We start from the raw sequence: 21278 nt of genomic DNA, 5'->3' as shown, positions 1-21278 counted from the left end.
TCATGATTATCCGCGCGGCGGCAGCATCGGTTTGAAAATCGCTTCCAGTTGACGCGCAATGCGATCCAGACGCTGCTCAATCGAATCAAGCCGCTGATCCAAACGCTTGACTTCAGCGCGAAACTCAGCAGCAAGCGCATCAATCAATCGTTCCATGCCACGTTGGTTCAACCATGACGCGCCAAAAATAGCCAGTACAAGCGTCAACACAGCAAGCACGGCAGAAATGATGGCCACGTTCGGATTCATGCAGCCCCAGTGTAGCACAGCGGCTCTCCTGTGCCAATCACGACCGAGGTGTCGCACGAACCGCTCATAGGCAATCAGCCCACAACGACCGATGAAAATTCTTCATTGGAACAATCAGGAGCCAGGAGTCAGATAGGAGGGAATCGTCCGTATGCGATTAAACGCCACGAAGCATGAAAATGGTTATTTGCAGAGGAGTCGGGCGGCCACGGCGAGCCGCCCGTACAGGGTGGCTGTGGGCCCGCGTTTTCGCCAGGAAAGCGGGCAGGCCTGTATGGGGGCCTCGCTGTGGGCCCCCGCGTAGAATGCGTCTGAGCGGATAGAACCGAATTCTTCAACCCGCAATTGGTACTGTCCATCTGTGTTCATCAGTGGTGTTTCCGAGGAATCGCTCAAATGTTATTTTCAAAGGAGATTCGATCACGCGCGGTCGCTTGACCGGCTGAACCTCAGCTTGACACCTCCTAGGGTTTTTCCTACACTGTTCGGCTCTGCGAAGCCGGCGTAGCTCAGTTGGTAGAGCAGACGATTCGTAATCGTCAGGTCATCGGTTCAAGTCCGATCGCCGGCTCCAGCTTTTCTGGGTAGTTTTCCAATGCGCAACCGTCTTGAATTATGCCGATTGAGGGGTTTGGCGCTATGACTGAGCCCCAATCAGTCGTCGTGTCTGTTGCGGCGCAAACAGATGTCGGCAAGGTACGACAAAACAACGAGGATAATTTTCTGCTCGCCGACCTGACACGCGGCGAGTATCGTACAGCGACCGAGTCGGCTCCGGCGGGCAGCCCTGTCATGAGCATTGAGATTGGCCGGCACGGCTATGTGGCAGCCGTCTCCGACGGGATGGGTGGTGCGTTGGCCGGCGAAGTGGCCAGTCAGATGGCTGTGCAGTCGGTTCGCGCTTACTTGCACAAATTCCAATCCATACCGGAGTATCACGCGCTGCCGTTCAGCGAGCAATTCCGTCTGGCGCTGGAACAAGCGAACAAACTGATTCACCGTCGCAGTCAATCGTCGCCGAAGTTTTCCGGCATGGGCGCGACGTTCACCGGACTAGCCTACTACCAAGGAGACGCTTATCTGGCTCAAGTAGGAGATAGTCGGGCCTACGTCATTCGTGGCCACCACATCGCGCAGGCGACCAAAGACCAATCGCTCGTCAATCAATTGATTGACGCGGGTTACATCACCGAAGAGCAGGCGCAGGATCATGCCTATAAGAACGTCATTTTGCAAGCGCTCGGCGCTCAGCCTGACACTGTGGTGGTTCTGGACCGACTGACCATTTACCGCGGCGACGTGATTCTGTTGTGCAGTGATGGATTGTCTAACAAGGTTCACGGCGCAGCACTGGCTGAGGCTGTCGCGTCATGTACAGACCTGGATCAAGCCTGCCGAACGCTTGTTGCGCTGGCCAACGCGCGCGGCGGTGAAGATAATATCACAGTTGTCCTTTGTCGGTTTTCCGGAGATGGCCTGCCAGAGCCGCCTGCCGAATTCTCATTGCAGCTCGAACGCATCGAACGAGATGAGTCACTGCCGGCTTACTTACTGCCGGAGTTGCTCGATGCCGACATGCCTTCGATAGACCCCTTGCCAGACCTCGACCGGACACTGTCCGGCGCAGAGTTTTCGCAGTCGCCCTTCATCGGTCCACAGCAGATGGAAAACCACCCGTCGGAGCCGTCTGGCGCGGTGATGTCCTTGGTGGGCGCTGGGTCAAGCGGCGTGGAACGAAACATTGTGCGCATCCTCATGGGACTGATGATTGCGTTGATCATCGGCGCGATTATGGCGGTCACGTGGTACATGCGCGTGTGGCAAGACCGACAGCAACGTCCTGCCGAGCCGGTCTCCTCGCCGATGACGACAGGATCGCCGATCACCCATCCGCTGGCTTCATGGTGGCTGCTCTGTCTGGCTGCCTAACCCATCAGCAGAGGCGCGGCCCGCAGAGGAAACAACCTTGCCCAGAAACGGTCAACGATCACATCGGTCGTAGCCGATATGAGTTCTTGCAGGAGTTGTCGCCAGTAGCGACACTCAGAAACAATGAAAAACAAGCGCCGATTGACTGATCGAAAATCTGCTGATCAGTGAATCTGCGCTTGCCTTTTCCGAGGAGTTCTACATGCCGCCTGGAAGACGCGAGAGAAACGATGAAAAACACCACAGGCGGGAACGCCTGTGCCACTTTTTCTGAGGAGATAGGAAATTGCCAAAGCATAAAATCAAAGCCAAAGAACTGAAGCATGATCCATTTCAGGATTGGTATCTGCGTCAAGCCGAAAAAGCGGCGGCGCATCGCGATGTTATTCTGCAAACTATCAAGCGCATCGGGTTGGCTATCGCCCTCGTTCTGATTGTCACGATCGGATACAGTTGGTGGTCCGCGCGGGCTGAGCGCCGGCTGGGAGAAGCTTCAGACATCTTCAACGCTGAAGTGACCACAACACCGCCGGCCAGCGCCGCTGCTCGTACCTTCAAAACAGAGGAAGAAAAGTATCGCGCCGCTCTGCAAGCTTATCGGCGCGTGAGCACGTCGTGGCTCTATCGCTGGACCGATTATGGCGCGATGGCCAAGTATTACGAGGCTGTGTGCCAGTTACACTTGAATCCAACCGAAGGTCAATCGGCGTTGGAAGCGTTGGCCAAGGAAAATTCCCTCACAAGCCGTCTGGCGCGCGTCGCGCTTGCTGAACACGCTATCGCGAAAAACGATTACAGTCGGGCTGAATCGCTTTACAAACAGCTCGTGGATGATCCTGGTTCCTTGCCTAAGCCTCAACTTCAACTGGCGCTGGCGCGGGCGCTCGAGTTGCAAGGCAAAAAGTCAGAAGCCGTCGCCCTCTACGTGCAGGTGGCCAAAGAGCGACTGGAGGAACCGGAGAAAGCTGAAGCCGTGGCGCGCATTGCTGCGCTCGACCCGGCGGCGCTTGATCAAGTTCCAACACCGCCGCCGCCAGAAAAGCCTCCAACCGCACTGGACAAATACACAAAGAAATAACTGCACGATTGATTGGCCATGCTCAACGCATGAACTGAGTTTGCCAGCGTCATCGTCTCCGGCTCTGGGGCGGAGCCGCGCAAGCGCCTCTTAGCCATCCGGTAGGCTAGCGAGGTCCCTGGCATCGGTCGCCGTGATCGGTTGCTGTGCAGCCAACGATTGGAGATATGGCTCCAGCAAGACTTCCAACCAGACTTTTAACACCGCCAGCACCGGCAATGCCAATACAATGCCGAGTATGCCAAAGGCGCTTCCTGCCAGAATCAATCCGATGATGACCACCATCGGGTGCAGCTCTAATCGGTCGCCCAGAATCCGCGGCGTCAAGTAGAACCCTTCAAGCGCGTGCACACCCACATAAACCACGATGACGCCCAGCAGCGGCCACCATCCCTCAGTGGTGAGCAACACCAACAAAAGCGTCAACACAACAGAGACGAACGCGCCGACATAGGAGATTAAATAACCGAAGCCGGTGAGTGTGCCCAGACTCAACGGAACACCGATCAGCCAGACTGGCATGTTCCCGATTCCAGTTCAATCGGCGCTCCATCCATTCCAATAACAGTTCGGTCAGATAGGCTAGCGCCAGCCAGAGGAGCAATCGAACAAGGATTGGTCGCAGGATACCGGCCAGTTCGATCAGGATGTCGTGACTCAATCGGTAGAATGCTAACAACGCGCATGCCGAGATAATCCACGGCACCCAGCGAGGCCAACGTAACTGTCGCAGATCATGACTCATGAAGCTTTTGTTCGTTGAGTAACCGTGTCGCGTGAAAGATGTATTGGAAGCCAGAGAAAACGGCCATCAGAAATGCGACGTAATAGAGCACGCGCATGGAATCCGCATAGCGTCCGACAATTTGATGAGCCAGAAACGCCGTGATCAGCATCAGTTGAACCACCGTGTTAATTTTTCCCGGCCATGACGGACGAAAGTTGCGGAATCCCGTTTTGATAAAGATCATCAACGCACCGACCACGATAAAGACGTCGCGGCTGATCACGGTCACCGTCAACCAGAATGGAATCGGATCGCTCAAAATAGATTTCATGCCTAAGACAATGAACGCCGTGGCCACCAGAAGTTTGTCGGCAATCGGATCGAGGATCACGCCAAGCGATGTTGTCTGATTCAGCTTGCGCGCCAATAGCCCATCAAACAGGTCGGTCAATCCGGCCACGACCCAGACGCACAACGCCCAACTCAATTGCTGATAAACGACAAGCAATACAAACACCGGAATAAGAACCATTCGCAGGATGGTGAGGAGATTGGCAATGGTGACCCATTCATTCATCGTCGTGGGGCGTTCTTGGCGCTCAGGCGGTACATCCACCGGCGATTGGCCAGGTGATACATTCATTCATCGTCGTGGGAGCCGCTGCTCAAGCCGTTGGCTGGCTCCGGCATTGTTCGCTTGAGTTCGATCACAGTAATTTCAGGACGACATTGATAGCGAACAGGCACGATGACCGTGCCCAGTCCACGGTTGATATAGAGTTGGGTCATGCCCAGTTGAACATAGCCATGATAGAAGCGTAGCCAGCGATGCGGCGGCCGCTGGCGCGTTGAGAGCCGAATCTGACCGCCATGCGTATGGCCGGATAAAATCAAGTGCACGCCGAAATGAGCTGCTTTGCGCAGCACATTGGGATTGTGTGAGAGCAAGATTGTCGGCGCGTTGATGTGTACTCCGTGCAACGCCGCGCGTATGTCATCTTGTGCCGTTGTCGAGTCATCCACGCCGACCAGGGCGAGGCGCTCACCCTTGCGCTCAAGGTGCGTATGCGTGTTGCGCAATACATGGATGTGGTGCTTTTTGAACGACCGCGTCATCTTATCGGCGTCCGTCCAAAATTCATGGTTACCGAGCACGGCAAAAACGCCATCTTTGGCCCGGAGCTGGCTCAGCAATTCAGCGCACGGCTCCATATACGCTCGCGAATGCGTGATGTAATCGCCCGTCAACACCACGACGTCAGGCTGCCGCTCATTGATCATGGCGACAGCCGAGAGGATGTAATCCGCTCGGACCAGCGCGCCGTGATGAACATCAGAGAGCTGAACCAACGTGTACCCTTCAAAGGCGGCGGGTAAATTCGGCAGATAGATCGCTCGCTGGACGATTTCAATATCGCGCGCTTCGTTATGAACGTGGCGAGCCGCTTCAATCAGCGTCCTGGTCAAGGTCTGCATTCGTCTTGTTCTTCGTTGCCTGATGAGCATGGTCACCTGGGTTGCCAAAGACTGCTTGGAAGCGGCCATTATAGACAGGCCATCTCACAGCCTGCAACAGAAGGTTTCAATCGAACACGCGAGCGATCTGGTTAATATCGGTGGTCACCGGACAGGGCGGCAGACTTCGCAGAAAAACTTCTCCATAGGATTTTGTTCGCAGTCGCGGATCAAGAACGCACAAGACGCCGACGTCATCTTTGCTGCGGATGAGTCGCCCTAGTCCCTGCTTGAGCATGAGCACCGCCTGAGGCAGTGAATACTCGTAGAAGGGGTCGCCGCCGCGCTGCTGGATGTAACGGCAACGGGCTGCCACCACCGGATCGGTCGGCACAGCAAAGGGCAACCGATCAATGATGACGCAACTGAGCGCTTCGCCCTGAACGTCAACGCCCTGCCAGAAACTGCTCGTGGCAAACAACACCGCGTGAGGCGTGCGCCGGAATCGTTGCAGCAGGCCCCCTTTGGAACCCTGCCCTTGAAGCAAACATGGGAACGAAACCCGCGCGCTGACGCGCTTGTAGGCTTCCGTCATCTGATTAACCGACGTGAAGAGCACGAACGCCCGGCCCGACGTGATCTCCAAAACCTTGATGATCTCCTCAACGGCCTGTTCCAGAAAGCCCGGCTCACGCGGGTCAGGCAAATGGGGCGGCAGGTAGAGAATGGCCTGCCGCGCAAAATCGAAATGCGAGGGAATGATCAACTCACGCGCTTGCTTGATCCCAAGACGAGAACGGATGAAGCTGAAGGATTGATTGCTGGCCAGTGTGGCCGACGTCAGAATCGCCGTCGGCACACGATCGAAGAGCCGTTCGGCCAATAGAGACGAGACGTCAATCGGCGTTGCTTGAAGAAAGATGCCGCGCCCGCGCCGTTCATACCAGTAGACGTACTCTGGCTCGGCGCAGCTCATGATGAATTCCAGATCGTGGCGAACCTGCCCAGCTCGCCGCACCAGGTTGCTCACCTCCGGCGGCGCGTCCTTGAGCGATGCCAGCGTCGTTTCCAACCTTGTGAGCGCATTGAGCAACGCCAACACACTTTGTCCTGCCGGCGTCAATTCGAGTGAGTCGGCAGGCTCATCCTCAGGGCTCTCATCATCTGATGGCCTGCCGCTCAACGCGCCGGGCCGGCGCATGCAGAAACTAGCATCCAGCGCATACCGCCCTTCGGGACCAAAGGGTGATTCGTTTTCCCACCGACGCCGAAGCCTGTCGGGGGCAGCGACAAAGTGTTGCCAGAATCGGTCAGCGCGTTGCTTGAGTCGCGCACAGACCTTGACGATTTCACCGGCAGCAATTGTGTCGGTAATAGGCGTGTTCTGCGCGTCGCGCACTAACTCGGCGATCCGATAATTGCTCACCTGTGCGCCGAAGTATTCCGAGGCCACATCCTCCAACTCGTGCGCTTCGTCGAAAATGACGACTGAGTATTCGGGCAACACAGCGCCGTAGTCCTGCCCGCGCAACGCCAGATCAGCAAAAAACAGATGGTGATTGACGATGACGATGTCGGATTCGAGCGCGCGCTGCCGCATTCTCGTGATGAAGCACGGCTCGTAATCAGGACATTTTTGACCAAGGCAAATCTCCGAGCGCGCATCCACACTCGACCAAAATCCTAACGACTCCGGCAAGTCACTCAATTCAGCGCGGTCGCCAGTCTCGCTCTGAAAAGCCCATTGGCGGACAGTTTTGAAGTAATCCATCTCGTCGAGCGCTTCCAGGATGGGTGCTTGATCGGCCTTCTTGAGGCGATAGAGGCAGACATAGTTGGATCGGCCTTTCATGTAACAGATGCGCAGCTTTCGCCCTAACGCTTGTTCCAGGAAGGGAACGTCCTTGGCATAGAGCTGCTCTTGTAGGTTTTTGGTTCCGGTAGAAATGATCACCCGTTCATGGGCAGCCAAGGCCGGCACCAGATAGGCCAGTGTTTTGCCCGTGCCAGTGCCCGCCTCAACGCACAGGTGGCCGCCTTCAGAGATGGCTTCCAGCACCGCTTGCGCCATCTGAAGCTGGCCTGGCCGGTCTTCGTAATTGGGATGATGTTGAGCAATCAGACCACCTGGCTCGAAGACTTGTCGCAACGAATACGGCATCGCGCTGGGATTATATTCCAAAAGAACCAACGGTAGCAAAAGCAGGCTTGCTCAGGCACGGCAGGCAGACCCATCGAAGCGTTCATGATGCTACTTACAGACGCAATCAGTCGCAGATGAACTCCGATGTTCACACCAACGTCTTTGGATCTGTGATCACGTGTGACGCGGGTGACAAAGGAGGGGAGTGGCTCGCTGAGGTAAAAAGCAGGCGTTCTGAGCTGACTGATCGGATCAGTGGCAAAAGCTTCGATGGAAGTAGCTCATCGCGTCCCTCTACGCCCTAGGGCGGTTAGCGAATGATCTTACCGTGGGAGCACGCGCGTGCAGCGGGCCAGGCTTTGCCTGCCGACGAGCACGCCGCAGGCGTGCACGCCCACGGATTTTCAAGGCAACGATCTCGGGAAGCGGCGTCGGCAGACGCCACAAGAGGGTAGCCAGACGTGAAACGTCTAGAAGGGTGTCATCCTCCCAATTCCAGGGCGCCTTGCAGAGGCGCCACCAGTTCTCCCACTGGGTCGTTCATGCCGTCGAACCGCTCGCCGCAACCACCCTTGGCTCAGCGCGTCTCCAACGCGCTACGATTGTTTGATCGGCTGTTCCAGACGTTGCACGTCTGGGCTACCTGCTGTTTGCGCCTCCGGCGCAAGCTGATGTCGGACTTTTTCAGAGGAGTCGTGCATGTGCTCCGCGCACACCACGAAGCATCAAAGCCTGGGAGCGCGCGTGCATTGGCACACCAAATGCGGGGTCCCAGGCCACAGGCAATTAAAAATCGCTCTAAATAAAAAGGGCATCGCCCGCACGCGAGCGATGCCCTTCTGGTTGTGAGCCAACGCTACAGAGAGAAGACCTTAGGGACGGAACAAAATAAATGTCCGATCCGAATCATCTTGATTCAGTCGGCCCACAAAGTCCTTGGAGATAATGCGGACCTTAGCCTTGCCTGAACGAATATGCCTCGGCACGACCCAATCGTAGGATTGCGCCGAGCCAGGCAGGTTCTCCGCCACCGTGATTGAGAATGTTTCACCGCCATCCAGTGAGAGCAGGATGTCGTGGGAGGCGACGGCCACATCATCGGCCGATGCCCACTGAATGCGCACGGGATTGTTTGCCAATCGCAGGACGATTGTGCCGCCGTTGGGCTCGGCCAGTCGAACTTCTGGCCGGCGTTGGTCAATGGCGAAGTTGGCGTCGCTTTCATCCTGAGAGGTCAATCCAGCGGCATCGCGGCAGATGACACGAATTCGCGCTTGTGTTGAACCGAGCGTCGCGGGAATGTGCCAGGTGTAAGAGCTGACACCAGTCAGGCCCGCAACCAGCGTCGTGTAACTGAGGCCGCCGTCAGTGGACAACAGCACGGTGCACGTCATGCCCGGACGATCATCACTGCTCTGCCAGGTGATGGTGTATGGTTGACCGGCTGCAAGAATTTCGCCGCCGTTGGGTGAAGCGAGCCTCACCGAGGGCGGCATCACATCGCGCCCGAAGATGACAAACGGACTGTCACTGCAATCGCGCACTTCATTCCGATTGCCATCGCGGGCGACCACGCACACCACGGCCTGCGCCGTTTCTAACACGATGGGCACAGACACCTGAAGTTGTTGAATGGCGCCGGCCAGATTCGTCTGCAGCGCCATGAACGTTCTGCCATTGTCGGTGGACAACAACACGTCTTGCGCGACCACGCCAACGTTGTCAAACGATTGCCAGCGGATCGTCATCGTCTCACCTGCATTGACCAGCTCACCGCCATTAGGCGAGAACAGTTGCACCGTGGGAGCGATGGTGTCGCCGATGCCAATGATGAAATTGGGAGAGAACTCCGACGTGTTGCCGGCAATATCAATCGCCGTCGCCGTGAGTTGATCGCCATTAGCCAACGCTGTGGCCAGCGGCGCATCGCCCGACAGCTTCGGCATCATGATTGAAAACTGACCATCGGCGCCGGGCCTGATTTCGCCAAGGAACTGTCCACCTTCACCGTACCCAAATGGGCTCGGCATAGCGCGGAACAGCTCAATCGTCTGTGTTGAAGCCATTGGCGCCGGCAAGAATCCGCTGACCATCAAACCCGATGCTTCTTCACTGACGCCGGTGATGATGGGGAAATTGCGCAGTCCGTTGGGGCCTGAATCCAGGTCGCTCGGATCATTATGCGTCACACCGTCGCCGTTCAGATCAATACCAAGCGTGCGGTTGTTGTAGATGGCATTTTTGCTGACTCGATTTTGCAGCGACGCGCCCAGCACCATCACGCCGGCTCGACCACTGGCCGTGATCGTGTTCGCTTCGAACGTATTGCTGCCGGCGTCCTGAACGAGAATGCCGTTCTCGGCATTGCCCCATTGCACGGTCTGATCCACATTGGCGCCAATGATATTGCCGATCACGCGATTGCCATTGGCGCCAGACAACATGACGCCGTTGCCACGGTTGCCGGCAATCACATTGGCTGCACCCGGCTCACGGCCGCCAATCGTGTTATTGGTCGTGTTACGCAACGTCACGCCGTCACCGCCGTTAGCCAACACCGCTGCGCCGGTTGCATCCAGACCAATATAGTTGCCTTGCAGGTTGTTCAATGAAGAATCGCGTTCCAAGACTACGCCACTTCCTTTATTGCCGGCAATGACGTTTTTCGATTGCGGGTTCAAACCGCCAATAAGAGTTTGTGTGGCGCCGGTTGTTACCAACACGCCGTTGACGCCGTTCGGCAACGGGGCTGTGCCGGCTTGATTCGTGCCCACCAGATTGCCCGACACGCGCGTATTCTGACTGCTCTGGGTGATTTCCACGCCGTTCAGTCCATTGCCCGAAATGACGTTGCGGGCCAACGCGCCTGTGCCGCCAATGAGCGTTGAGTCGGAACCAAATGAAACGACAATCCCGTGTTGTCCGTTGGCGAGTGCGACTGAGCCTGTCGCATCGGTCCCGATCAGATTGCCTTGAACCTGATTGCTCAAACCGGATTCAATGCTGATGCCATGTCGCCCATTGCCGGCAATCACGTTGCCAGCGCCTGGAAAAACGCCGCCGATCAAGTTTTCTCGGGCGCTCGTGATGTACACGCCGTTGGCCAGATTCGGCAGTGGCGCATCGCCAGCGGCTGTCGTGCCGATATAGTTGCCCCACACGCGATTGTCGAATGAAGGAAATTGGATCGTGATGCCGTGACTGCCGTTGCCGGAAATTACATTCCGATCTTCTGCGACGGTCCCGCCAATCAGGTTGGATTGCGATCCCTGACCGGCCACCACGACGCCGGAGAAGCCGTTTGGACGAGCTTCTGTGCCGGTTTCATTGGTGCCGATGTAACAACCAACCAAGATATTCTGGACCGCCCGACCGAGCATCTTCACACCGCTGCCTGAAAACGACGACACAATCAACCCCTGAACGACGTTAAGCGAGGACGTCATCGAAAGGCCATCCACATTGCGACCGGCAGCGCGGCCATCAAGAAAGATTTCCGGACCGGCCCGGTTGGTGTCACCTGTGAACAACGTCTGGCTCGATCCATCAATCGTCGTTCCACCGCCGCTCAGCTCCGGCAAGGCTGACGTCACTTGCAAACGAAATACTCTGCCATCAAACCCGCTATCTGACCTGGGAATGTTGAACACGATCGTCTGCGGACCAGCCGTGTTATTGGCTGCAACGATGGCTTCCCGCAAACAGACTCGGCCATCCGGCCCAGGCAGATGACTCATTTGCCCGTTGGCTGGAATATCCATGACATCGCGTGTGGAATTGACGGTGATCGTCGCTGTCACGCTCGCCGCCGTGTGCATGCCACCATCATCCGCAGCAATCACCAAATCATCAATCCCATCTTTATTCAGCCGCGTCTTTGTCACGGCATCGGGCTGGGCAGTGAGCGTTAACCGAGACGTGCGGCTCAAGCCGCCACTGCCATCGTTGAGCGCAAGCAACAAACTCTTTTCTTCGGCGCAGACCATCACCACGTCGGCATAGCCGTCATCATTCAACTGAGCCGTGGCAACCTGTTTGATCAGCATACCAGTTTGCAACGTCTGCGTTCTGCTAAAACGACCATCTTGATTGCTCAACCCTATCTGCAGATAGCCATTACTTAAGGCAATCAGATAATCCAGCTTCTGATCGTCATTGAAATCCGCCCACGCTACATCAACCACGCTCGCCGGTGTGACGATTAACGTTGTTGGCTCATACACGTTGGCCGCCACCAACACGTCTACTCCACGACGGTGCGTCACAGCCACATCGGATAACCCATCTTGATCCACATCAACGACGTTCAGCGCGACCGGCTCAATCCGCTTCTCCTCTGGCCAAGTGTACAACGTTACCGGCAATCCAAACCCGTGATCGTTACCCCGCAATAACACCACAGCCTGAGCCGAAGCGCCCGCTGCAAGGATATCCACATAGCCATCCTGGTCAAAATCGGCCACTGTCATCGCCTGCACAGCAGTTCCAGTAGCAAATTGCTTTTCGCCAAAAGTGCCCCCACCGAGGCCCTCAACCAAGGAAACAGCAGCAAGGTCCTCAAACGCGATCAACACATCCGGATGCCCGTCGAAATTGATGTCTTCCACCACCACGGCTGTTGGAGATTGACCGGCCAGCGCCGAAACATGGTGTTGAGAAAAACCTCCCGATTCCTGATTTAAGCGCAAACTCACCTGAGCCTGACCAGCGCCTCGGTAGACAGCCAGCATGTCAGCCCGTCCATCTCCGTTGAAGTCGCGCTCAATTAACTGGACGGCCCGTAGCCCGGCCAGCGCTGATGCCGTCTTCGCCGTGTCGGGCCTCACCACATAGGCCATCCTGGCCCAATTCGTTTCTGTATGAGTGTTCAATTGATGAGGAGCTGACCTCGCTCCTGACACCACCACCTTCTGTCCACCGTCCCGATAAGCATCCACCACCGGAAGGGCCGCAGCAGAGGCCAAGAGCGCGGTCACGGATACAACGCTTATCAAAATCCGATTCATGATTCTTCTCTCCTTTAGCTTCAAAAATTTCGCTATCAGCATTGGCTCTCAGTTCCTTGCCGAGAACCAGCCGTTACGAAGCAATCAACGTGCCAGAGCAGCAAGCGCAGCTCAAACCGCTTAATCACCTGATTTGAAAATAGCTTGGCTAGAGATTGCCTCGAAGGTTTTCAAGCCGTGCTCTTCTATTTTTGCTCTACACGTTGCGATGCTGAAACACCTTCTGCACAGAATGAACCAAATAACCAGTTCACCAACAAGTTGTGTCGCCAACCGATGGTTTGCTGAGAAAAATCCTATCCGAATCAATGAGCTCTAGCGCAAAAACTATAGTCGAAATGATCCGCTCATATTTGAAATCTCCGTTTCATCTCTGAAACACCAGTCATCCCGCAATTGACGCAGGTCATAGTGAGGGTTCTCATCTGGCCTCGTCCGCGTGTTTTGCCGGGTGATCGAGAGCGATTTTCAGTTGCCTTTGACTGGGGGCCTCGGATCTTGCCGGCTCATGCACGCTGCAAGCACGCGCCCCCAGGGTCAACTTATTCACAAATCGCTCTATTGAAACTCATACGCGCCGAGATCTACGGTCGCCGTGCCATCCCGATTGCCGTCCACGATGCGCGGGTTGCCGGCCAAATCGGTCGTGACGCCGGCGATGGCTGCATTGCTGCCGCGATCAATCGCTGGCGAATTAGATTGGAGCCGGAAATTGCCGCCCGCAGCATTCACGAACCTCGGATCGCCGGTCAGATTGTTGTTCAGCGTGGCGAACGTCCCGTCTCCGATCAACGTGAAGCTCACATCAGCGGCAGCCACACCATCGAGATCATCAGTATTGCCGCTGATGATCGAATTGATGATGGTTGCCCGCGAGTTCGAGCCCGTGACGACGCCGACGCCGAGATCGCGGTTCAACGCGACCGTGTTGTTGATGAGACTCACTTGCGCCCCAACCGTCGGCGTATCGGAGGACGCGTTCAGGACAACTCCCGCCGTGTTATTGGCGATCAAGTTGTTGATCAACCGCGCTCGCGTCGAGAAGATGATCACCCCTTGATTCCCATTGCCGGTGATCTCGTTGTTCTGGATCCGCATCTCGCCCGCCGTGTTGACCAGCTCAATCCCACGATCAAAGAAGGTACTGGCATTCCGATCGTTGTTATTGAGAATCTTATTGGCGGTGATCTCTCCTGATGTCTGAGCAAGAAGCAAGATACCCCCTTGCTGGTGATTCTCAATGGTATTGCTCCGAATCATGGCGACTGACCCCGAGGCCGAGCTGCTGAAGAGCGTTGCCAGGATACCGAGAACGTTCCCCGAGATGGTATTGCCTGTCAGTGTCACGTTGGAGCTGAAAATAATGACCCCGTGGCTGGCATTGCCGGAGATCGTGTTGTTCCTGATTTCCATCGTCTGTGCCAGATTCTGAAGCTCGATTCCCCGATCGAACGGCGAAGTGGGATCATTGTCATTGTTGTTTTGAATCGTATTACCCTCGATGAAGCCGGACGATCCAGTGAAGAAGATGATGCCCGTCCCACGATTATTCTCGACCCGATTATTTCGCAGAATCACCTGCGAGGCAGAGACGCTGACGCCGCGTGTATTACTCGTGATCACGTTGTTGATCAGCGTTGCGCTTGCGCCGTTGCGAGCCCGCACGCCGGCCACGCCGCCTCCAGTTGCACCTCGAATGGTTAACCGTTCGATGGTGACGCCGGTTGCGCCGTTTATTTCGATGGCGTGCCCTTCTCTGGAGCTTCCATCAATCACCGGCGTTCGACCTTGCGCAGCACGTACCGTGATGTCATTGGTCGTGATCAGCAGATTCTCACGATACGTCTCCGAATCAATGATCTCGACAATGTCGCCCTGTCGTGCAGCGTCAATGGCCGTTTGCACGCTGGCGAAATCGCCGCCGCCGCGTTGAGCAACACGAATGATCCGCTGCCCGCGCGGCGCAAATTGCAGGTTGAACACCAACGTGCCGCCCCCTGAACTGGAACCAAAGGAGGTCACCATGAAAAAGTACGCTCGCCCACCAATCGCCTCGAACCTTATCTGCGAGGTGAGGCCGGGGCCGCTATCATCATCACAAGCTACTTCACTCAGCGCACCACACGACCCGATATGGGCCGAGAGAACTGTGTCATAATTACTCCCGGCGGTGTCGGCAGTGACGGTGCCGCTCGTGCTTGGGGTGAACCTATACCAAACGCTATTGGAATTCCGCAGCGAACCTGTGCATGATTGCAGCGGATCGTCATCGGACCTGGTCGCTCGCGTCGTATCGAGCGTCTCGGTGAATGGCACTCTGGTAATCTCTCTGGCGTTGATGCAAAGATCGTTCAGGCCTTGCCCGCCGGAGGGTCCCCGCGTATGGTCGAAGCTGAACGCCAAAAACGTCGCTGACCCAAGCGATACCGTTTGCGCGCCGGTGCGTGTGTTGTGAACTCTCACATCAGTGCCGACGGCGATGGCCACAGCATCCCCATCCAAGCTGAACGCCACAAACGTGGCCGAGCCGAGCGAGACCATCTGTTGGCCGGTTCGCGCATTGTGAATGCGCACATCAGTGCCGACGCGGATGGCGACCGTCTCTCCGTCAGGCGAAAACGCCTGAAACGTCGCTGACCCAAGCGACACCACTTGCTGACCAGACCGTGTGTTATGAATCCGCACATCCGTGCCAACGCCGATGGCCACTGTCTCCCCCTCAGGCGAGAATCCCAAGAACGTCGCCGACCCAAGTGACACCACCTGCTGACCCGTCCGCGTGTTGTGAATTCGCACATCAGTGCCGACGCCGATAGCAGCGGTTTGTCCGTCCGGCGAGAATGCCAAGAAGGTCGCTGATGCCAGCGACACCGTTTGCCCGCCCGTGCGAGCGTTGTGGATGCGTACATCATTTCCCACTCGGAGTGCCACTGCTCCTGAATCCGGGCTGAACCCTTGGAACGTGGCCGAGCCGAGCGACAACACTTGCGCGCCGCTCTGAACATTGTGGATGCGAACATCGCCGCCAACAGTCATCACGACGGTCTCTCCATCTGGCGAAAATGCCGAGAACGTGGCCGAGCCGAGCGATACCATCTGCTGGCCGGTTCGCGTATTGTGAATGCGAACGTCGGTCCCGACGCCAATGGCAGCAGTATCTCCATCTGGCGAGAAACCCAAAAACGTGGCCGAGCTAAGTGAGAGCACCTGCTGACCAGTCTGTACATTATGAATGCGAACATCCCTTCCAACGCCGACGGCAACGGATTGTCCGTCAGGCGAGAAACCCAAAAACGTGGCCGCCGCAAGCGAGATCACTTGCGCGCCCGTCCGAGTATTATGAATCCGAACATCCGTGCCCACACCGAAGGCGACCGCCTCCCCATCGGGCGAGAATCCCAGAAACGTCGCTGAGCCTAGCGAGATCACTTGCGCGCCGGTACGAGCGTTATGAACCCGAACGTCCGCGCCGACACCGATAGCCGCCGTCTCCCCCTCAGGTGAAAACCCCAGGAACGTCGCCGACCCAAGCGATACCGTTTGCGCGCCGGTGCGTGTGTTGTGAACTCTCACATCAGTGCCGACGGCGACGGCTACCATTTCTCCAGTCGGACTGAAACCGAGAAACGTAGCTGAGCCGAGTGATACCATCTGCTGGCCGGTGAGAGCATTGTGGATGCGAACATCGTTGCCAACTCTGATTGCAACCGCCTCTCCATCAGGCGAGTACGCCAAGAACGTCGCCAACCCGAGTGAGACCGTCTGATTGCCTGTTTGGGTGTTGAGGATTCTAACCTCATTGCCCACACCGATGGCGGCTGTTTCGCCACTCGGACTAAAGCCGAGAAATGTGGCCAAGCCAAGCGACAGCGCTTGAGCGCCGGTCTGCGTACTATGGATCCTGACTTCGTTGCCCACACCGATGGCCACGGCGTTGCTATTTTTGTCAATCGGACTGAGAATCAGTTCATAACCGCCGCTGCTAGCGCTCCTAGAGGAAGCTACCAGAATGAGGTATCTGCCCGACACCGGCAATTGAATTACGTTGATGAGCGCATTGTTGCCAGGACCGGAATTATCATCATGGATGACGCCGATGTTGGAACCGACATGTGGCCGAAGCTGACCAAATACAGTGATTGTGTCCCTTGCTGCCGGCAGACTCGGATTAGTGGCCGTCGCAATCGCCGTGTAAACATTTCGCCCGACGCGACAGGGCACAGTGGCAGTGAAGCTCCCGTCAACGCCGACATTGGCGGTGACATCGCCGCGATCATCACCGGTGGTATCAATCACGACGGATTGAAGCCCAACGACGCCCGGCAGCGAGGCGGTAACCCTCGGAACATCCGCGAACGTGGGAATCGCCGTGAACGTGCCGCCTGTGGCTTGGGCGATTTCGATCAGTGTGGATGCACGCACTTCAGTGCCGATGCCGAACGTATCAATTCGAATCCCAGCAGGACGGAAGCGTTCGAGCGGGCCTCCAGGCGCTCTGTAATCCCCACCTGTGTTGGGTTCTCCATCCGAGAAAAAGAGCACCATCTCGGCGATATTATCTGTCGCGCTGGAAGGAGCCAGTGCCTGAAGGGCTTTCTCAAGCGCGTCCCAGTAATTGGTGCTGCCCGATCCGATTCGCGCCAGGCCGCTCTCTATTTGGGCGCGCGATCGAGTCAGCGGAACGACGATGGCGGCCGTGGTATGAAATTGAACCAATGCGACCGACGATGTGAGCAACCCATCACCATCGGGGTCAAGGGCGGCCAGAATCGCGCGCACACCCGCGACCTGCAAGCTGTGCTCCTGATCGTCCACACTGCCTGAAACGTCGAGCACGATGCAGACTTCGAGATTCGTCGGAACGCCAGTTCCCGTGACTCCCGCCTTGCCGCTTAACTGAATATTAGTCGGATTGGCGGGAATAGGAATTGTCGAGCCATCGGGTGGCGCGGTGATGTCAACAAATACCGTGCCCTGCTGAGCCAGGTCTTCAGCGAATGATTGCGTGAAGACCTCCATGCCGGCGGAAAGTGAATGTGCGGGACTCGGCGGACGCGGGAAGAATCGCGAGGCATCGAGAAAGAGCGTGACCGCCGGATCGAGTGCGCCCGATGTGGTATTCACTTCGATCCTCACCGACTCACCGGCGACGCCCTGAAATTGATACACGTCAGCATCCGAATTGGAGTCAATCACTCCCTGCACCCGCTGACCAATCAGGATACTCCCGCCTTCGATGTCCACGCTCGGCCCTTGCATGGGCGCTGCCGCCGCAGGCTCAATGTCAAGACTAGGTAGCATAACGTGTCCAAAAGGCCTGGCCTCCGGCAAAACAGCATGAGCTACGGAAGCCGCTTGATGAAAATGCCGGACCCAAAAGAGATTGATTATGAGGCCAAAAACCAGGATAGACGCGAGCATTCTAAATGAATTTGAGCGTTGCATATATCGTCCCCTCCTTAACGAGACCTTAACAACAATAGAACCTTGTTTCAGATCGTTGGGGGCTTAAGCTACTCGTTCCGCGAGTCCTGCCAAATCACAAAGAGGACTCAAGCCACCGAAGAAGAAACAAAATCCTAGCCTGCCGTTAGCCAAGTTGTGCACCGTTTCTTCTCGCGCAAGTCTTACCCCCCACTACATTCAAAAACTTCTTATTGAACACCACCATAAACTCACCTCATGCTTCACAATTCACTTCTCTCACCAAGAAGAGTTCGGCATGCCAGTTCAGCTTGGTTATCAATCTTTTTCTTTGCAATCTCAGTGCCAGAGAAGCTAACAACAAAGGAAATTGCTAACTGCTTGCATGCCCACGGATAGACGAAAGAGGCCGATCTGCCAAGTCAACCGGTTCAAGACTCCGATTCACCGAATATGGTGACTCAGAATAGGAGCGGCGAGAAAATCGAGGAAAGCTATTTCCTATAAAGAAGAAATCCCGTTCACCAAATACGGTGAATCAAAACCTCGTATTCACAAAATGGTGAAGGGAGCCCGTTTCGTTCGAGACAATCTGAGCCTAAACCCTCAGCTTTCTTTTGATCTCGACTCCTAATTTTTTGATCTTGTTCTGAAGTGTAGAATACGGGATACGCAAAATCTTAGCCGCCTGGCGCTGGTTGTAGTTGGTCATTCGCAGCACTAGCTCGATGTGTCTCTTCATCGCTACATCCAGACGGAGCTCTTCCACCGTCGGCTTGTTCACCTGCATGGAAGCCCGTCGAATCTCCTCCGGCAGATGCTTCACATCCAGCACCTCATCGCGCACATCCGTCAGCAACCGAATGATCAAATTCTCTAACTCACGCACATTGCCCGGCCAATCATACGCCTGTAACGCCTCGTAGAACGCCGCCGTGGCACAGCACACCTCTTCGGTCTGTGAACAAGCAGCGCACACACCCTCGCTCATCACCTCTCGCCGCGTCTGCTGACAATACTTCCGCAGAAAATGCTCGGCCAGCAACCGTATGTCTTCCCGCCGCTCACGCAACGGCGGCACACGGATTTCAACGACTCTCAACCGATCATACAAATCCTGCCGAAACCGCCCCTGCGCGATCAACTCTGGAAGATGTTGGTTGGTGGTCGCCACCACACGCACATCCACCCGCACCGGCAGGTCTCGTCCCCCAGGTTGAATCTCACCCCACTGAATCGCCCGCAGCAATGCCGCTTGCACCGCCGGCGACAAATCGCCGACTTCGTCCAAAAACAGCGTCCCACCATCAGCAGCCCGGAATTTCCCCTTCCGCGCTTGCTTCGCATCCGTGAACGCATACCGCTCATGCCCAAACAACTCATCAGCCACCATGCTCTCCGTCATGGCCGATACCAGCACCGGCACAAACGGCTTGTCCCGCCGCTCACTCCAATAGTGAATCGCCCGCGCCGCCAACTCCTTCCCACTGCCCCGCTCCCCGCTGAGCAACACCGAACGACTGGCCGAACCGGCCACCTGCTTGAGCTGCCGCTCCAACGCCACAAACGCAGGGCTGGCTCCCACAATCTCCACCCAAGCGCCACCGTGCGCCATCCACTCCTTCAACAGCAGCCGATTGATCGCTGCCACCGCCTCAGCCGCCAACTCCTCAAGCTGAACAACCTCACGCTCCCCGTAGTGCCCTGCCTGCGACGCCTCCACATGCAACACCCCAACCACCTGCTTCCCATCCAACAACGGCACCCACACCGATGACCGACTCCCTGCCAGCAGCGGAAAATAAACTGGCTCTTGCCGGTGATCATCACTGCTGTACGCCTGCCCAGAATTGAAAACGATCAACGCCGGACTGCGCCGATGCTGCTGCCACGCCCTTAACAGATTGCTTAGCGTGTCTGCCAACTCGCCTTCTAGAACAGATGTTACCAACGTGGGCTGCTGCCCTTCTGCCGCAAAGATCAGAATGCCCCCACCCACATCCGAACCGGTCAGCTTCAACGCTTTTTCCAGCAGCAAGCGCAGCAGCCCGTCTAATCGGCTCGCCGGACGCGAAGCGAAGCCTAAAAGCTCAGAAAGAAAATTCGCCGGCAATGTCGCCTCTGCTGACATCGGCCCATTCCCCCTTAAACACAATGTGCGACCGAGGGTAGCTCAGCTTTCTATCGGGTCACATTGGGTCAACGTGCTCTCCTCGGAGAAGGATGAGAGTGTATCGCCCGTCACGCGTTCGTGTCCAGCCGAATGCTACGTCGGCGGCTCGCCGAGCTTCTTTTATTCATCGGTTGAGCATCGTCCTGTTGAGCGAATCCTGTTGTGGTGCGTGCGGCTCCAGTGCCTCGTGCGCGGCGTCTGGTTCTGGACTGCCGTGCATGTAATCGAGATAGAGCTGCTCGATGTCTTCATGCGTCAATTCTTCACGTGTCCGCTCCATCACCTTGCGTCCCTCCTTCATGATCCCCACACGGTCGGCCAGCTCCTATGCTCGGAAAAAAGATTTTCAGCCGCACGTTATAGTGCACAACACTCGAAACCTTGTGTGGGCTAGAGTCAGCGCCCAATGGCTAGAGCAATTTTCAATCGAGTAGGAAATTGCCTGCGTTAGTTATCCGCGCTTAGGGTCAGCGCCCAATGGCTAGAGCAATTTTCAATTGCATTTAGTCTGGTGGGCCCACATCTTGCGGGCTGATGCACGCTGGCGCTCCCAAGTTTTCATGCTTCGTGGCGTGCGCGGAGCGCATGCGCGATTCTTCTCAGATCTTACGCCGGTGAGGGAAGTGAGGGTATGGTCAGGGTTTCTACACCAGATTGTGAGCAAAATAATGATAGAAACCCTGATGACCCGTTACATCATCGCCTTGATCTATCGCGATACGAGAGCCAATTGTGTGGAGGTAGCCGAATGCTTTGAGGGCCTCAGTCATGATCCGTTCAGTCGAATGCTGGGAGAAGTTCGCTGCTGGCCAACACGCCTGTGGCAGGACTTCGCTCGGCGACTGATCGGGGAAGGAGGCTACTTGCTGCTGGACGATACGGTCAGAAACGGGGGCAACCCATGTCTGGGGTTTATGGGGTCTCTTCTTCACGATTGGGCAAGGTGGTGCGAGGGATCAACCTGGTACTGCCCCCTCTGGACCGATGGGCAGCGGCGGGTTCCATTGGGATGAAGGTCTGGCGCAAAGGCGGATCGAGCAACGTGGTGTTGGCGGCCAAGCTGCTGCGCTCTGGCGTGTCGGCTTAGTAACGTG

At 56.4% G+C, this 21278-nt stretch carries 12 protein-coding genes and 1 tRNA gene; 4 read left to right on the top strand and 9 right to left on the bottom strand.

What is annotated here, in order from left to right; all coding sequences use genetic code 11:
• Window positions 1-6: 6 nt before the first annotated feature.
• Entirely contained in the window at window positions 7-267 is a 261-nt protein-coding gene (locus NZ823_14205; GenBank protein ID MCS6806279.1) for a hypothetical protein, read from the bottom strand.
• Window positions 268-747: 480 nt separating this feature from the next.
• On the opposite strand from NZ823_14205, the gene NZ823_14200 reads away from it, so the two are divergent.
• From NZ823_14200 to NZ823_14190, 3 genes are all read left to right on the top strand, one after another.
• Window positions 748-823 (top strand) — tRNA-Thr (locus tag NZ823_14200).
• 65 nt (window positions 824-888) lie between these two features.
• Window positions 889-2178 carry a protein phosphatase 2C domain-containing protein gene (locus tag NZ823_14195; GenBank protein ID MCS6806278.1) on the top strand — a complete coding sequence of 430 codons (1290 nt, stop codon included), beginning with the start codon at window positions 889-891 and terminating at the stop codon, window positions 2176-2178.
• 286 nt (window positions 2179-2464) lie between these two features.
• Entirely contained in the window at window positions 2465-3256 is a 792-nt protein-coding gene (locus NZ823_14190) for a hypothetical protein (protein MCS6806277.1), read from the top strand.
• Window positions 3257-3346: 90 nt separating this feature from the next.
• Here NZ823_14190 and NZ823_14185 read toward each other — a convergent pair whose 3' ends face one another.
• The 8 genes from NZ823_14185 to NZ823_14150 all read right to left on the bottom strand — a co-directional run bounded on the left by NZ823_14185 (window position 3347) and on the right by NZ823_14150 (window position 20494).
• Window positions 3347-3778, bottom strand: a complete 432-nt coding sequence (locus NZ823_14185; protein ID MCS6806276.1) for an AI-2E family transporter — start codon at window positions 3776-3778, stop codon at window positions 3347-3349.
• Between the two features lie 212 nt (window positions 3779-3990).
• Window positions 3991-4626, bottom strand: coding sequence for a CDP-alcohol phosphatidyltransferase family protein (locus NZ823_14180; protein ID MCS6806275.1), 636 nt, complete (start codon window positions 4624-4626; stop codon window positions 3991-3993).
• A complete protein-coding gene (locus tag NZ823_14175) occupies window positions 4623-5459 on the bottom strand; it encodes a metallophosphoesterase (protein MCS6806274.1) in 837 nt (278 codons plus the stop codon). Before NZ823_14175 ends, NZ823_14180 begins: the two co-directional genes overlap by 4 nt.
• A 106-nt stretch (window positions 5460-5565) precedes the next feature.
• The gene (locus NZ823_14170; protein MCS6806273.1) at window positions 5566-7638 is read right to left on the bottom strand and encodes a DEAD/DEAH box helicase; all 2073 of its coding nucleotides are present in this window, start codon (window positions 7636-7638) and stop codon (window positions 5566-5568) included.
• 815 nt (window positions 7639-8453) lie between these two features.
• On the bottom strand, window positions 8454-12587 hold the full coding sequence (locus NZ823_14165; protein ID MCS6806272.1) for an FG-GAP-like repeat-containing protein: 4134 nt from the start codon (window positions 12585-12587) through the stop codon (window positions 8454-8456).
• Window positions 12588-13145: 558 nt separating this feature from the next.
• Window positions 13146-17888 (bottom strand): right-handed parallel beta-helix repeat-containing protein, encoded by a 4743-nt coding sequence (locus NZ823_14160; protein MCS6806271.1) that lies wholly within the window; start codon window positions 17886-17888, stop codon window positions 13146-13148.
• A 721-nt stretch (window positions 17889-18609) separates the two neighbouring features.
• A complete protein-coding gene (locus NZ823_14155) occupies window positions 18610-20142 on the bottom strand; it encodes a sigma-54-dependent Fis family transcriptional regulator (protein ID MCS6806270.1) in 1533 nt (510 codons plus the stop codon).
• Between the two features lie 166 nt (window positions 20143-20308).
• Window positions 20309-20494 carry a hypothetical protein gene (locus NZ823_14150; GenBank protein MCS6806269.1) on the bottom strand — a complete coding sequence of 62 codons (186 nt, stop codon included), beginning with the start codon at window positions 20492-20494 and terminating at the stop codon, window positions 20309-20311.
• 358 nt (window positions 20495-20852) lie between these two features.
• On the opposite strand from NZ823_14150, the gene NZ823_14145 reads away from it, so the two are divergent.
• Window positions 20853-21197: a hypothetical protein gene (locus tag NZ823_14145; GenBank protein MCS6806268.1), complete on the top strand. Its 345-nt coding sequence runs from the start codon at window positions 20853-20855 to the stop codon at window positions 21195-21197.
• Window positions 21198-21278: the final 81 nt, after the last annotated feature.

Source organism: Blastocatellia bacterium (assembly GCA_025054955.1).
GTDB lineage: Bacteria > Acidobacteriota > Blastocatellia > HR10 > J050 > JANWZE01.
The sequence above is the reverse complement of the archived record's forward strand: the minus strand, read 5'-3'. Positions and strand labels throughout refer to the sequence as shown.

Coding starts and splice junctions, on each gene's coding strand:
- NZ823_14195 (MCS6806278.1), top strand. CDS start 889: ATGACTGAGCCCCAATCAGTCGTCGTGTCTGTTGCGGCGCAAACAGAT.
- NZ823_14185 (MCS6806276.1), bottom strand. CDS start 3,778: ATGCCAGTCTGGCTGATCGGTGTTCCGTTGAGTCTGGGCACACTCACC.
- NZ823_14180 (MCS6806275.1), bottom strand. CDS start 4,626: ATGAATGTATCACCTGGCCAATCGCCGGTGGATGTACCGCCTGAGCGC.
- NZ823_14175 (MCS6806274.1), bottom strand. CDS start 5,459: ATGCAGACCTTGACCAGGACGCTGATTGAAGCGGCTCGCCACGTTCAT.
- NZ823_14165 (MCS6806272.1), bottom strand. CDS start 12,587: ATGAATCGGATTTTGATAAGCGTTGTATCCGTGACCGCGCTCTTGGCC.
- NZ823_14160 (MCS6806271.1), bottom strand. CDS start 17,888: ATGCTACCTAGTCTTGACATTGAGCCTGCGGCGGCAGCGCCCATGCAA.
- NZ823_14155 (MCS6806270.1), bottom strand. CDS start 20,142: ATGTCAGCAGAGGCGACATTGCCGGCGAATTTTCTTTCTGAGCTTTTA.
- NZ823_14145 (MCS6806268.1), top strand. CDS start 20,853: ATGATAGAAACCCTGATGACCCGTTACATCATCGCCTTGATCTATCGC.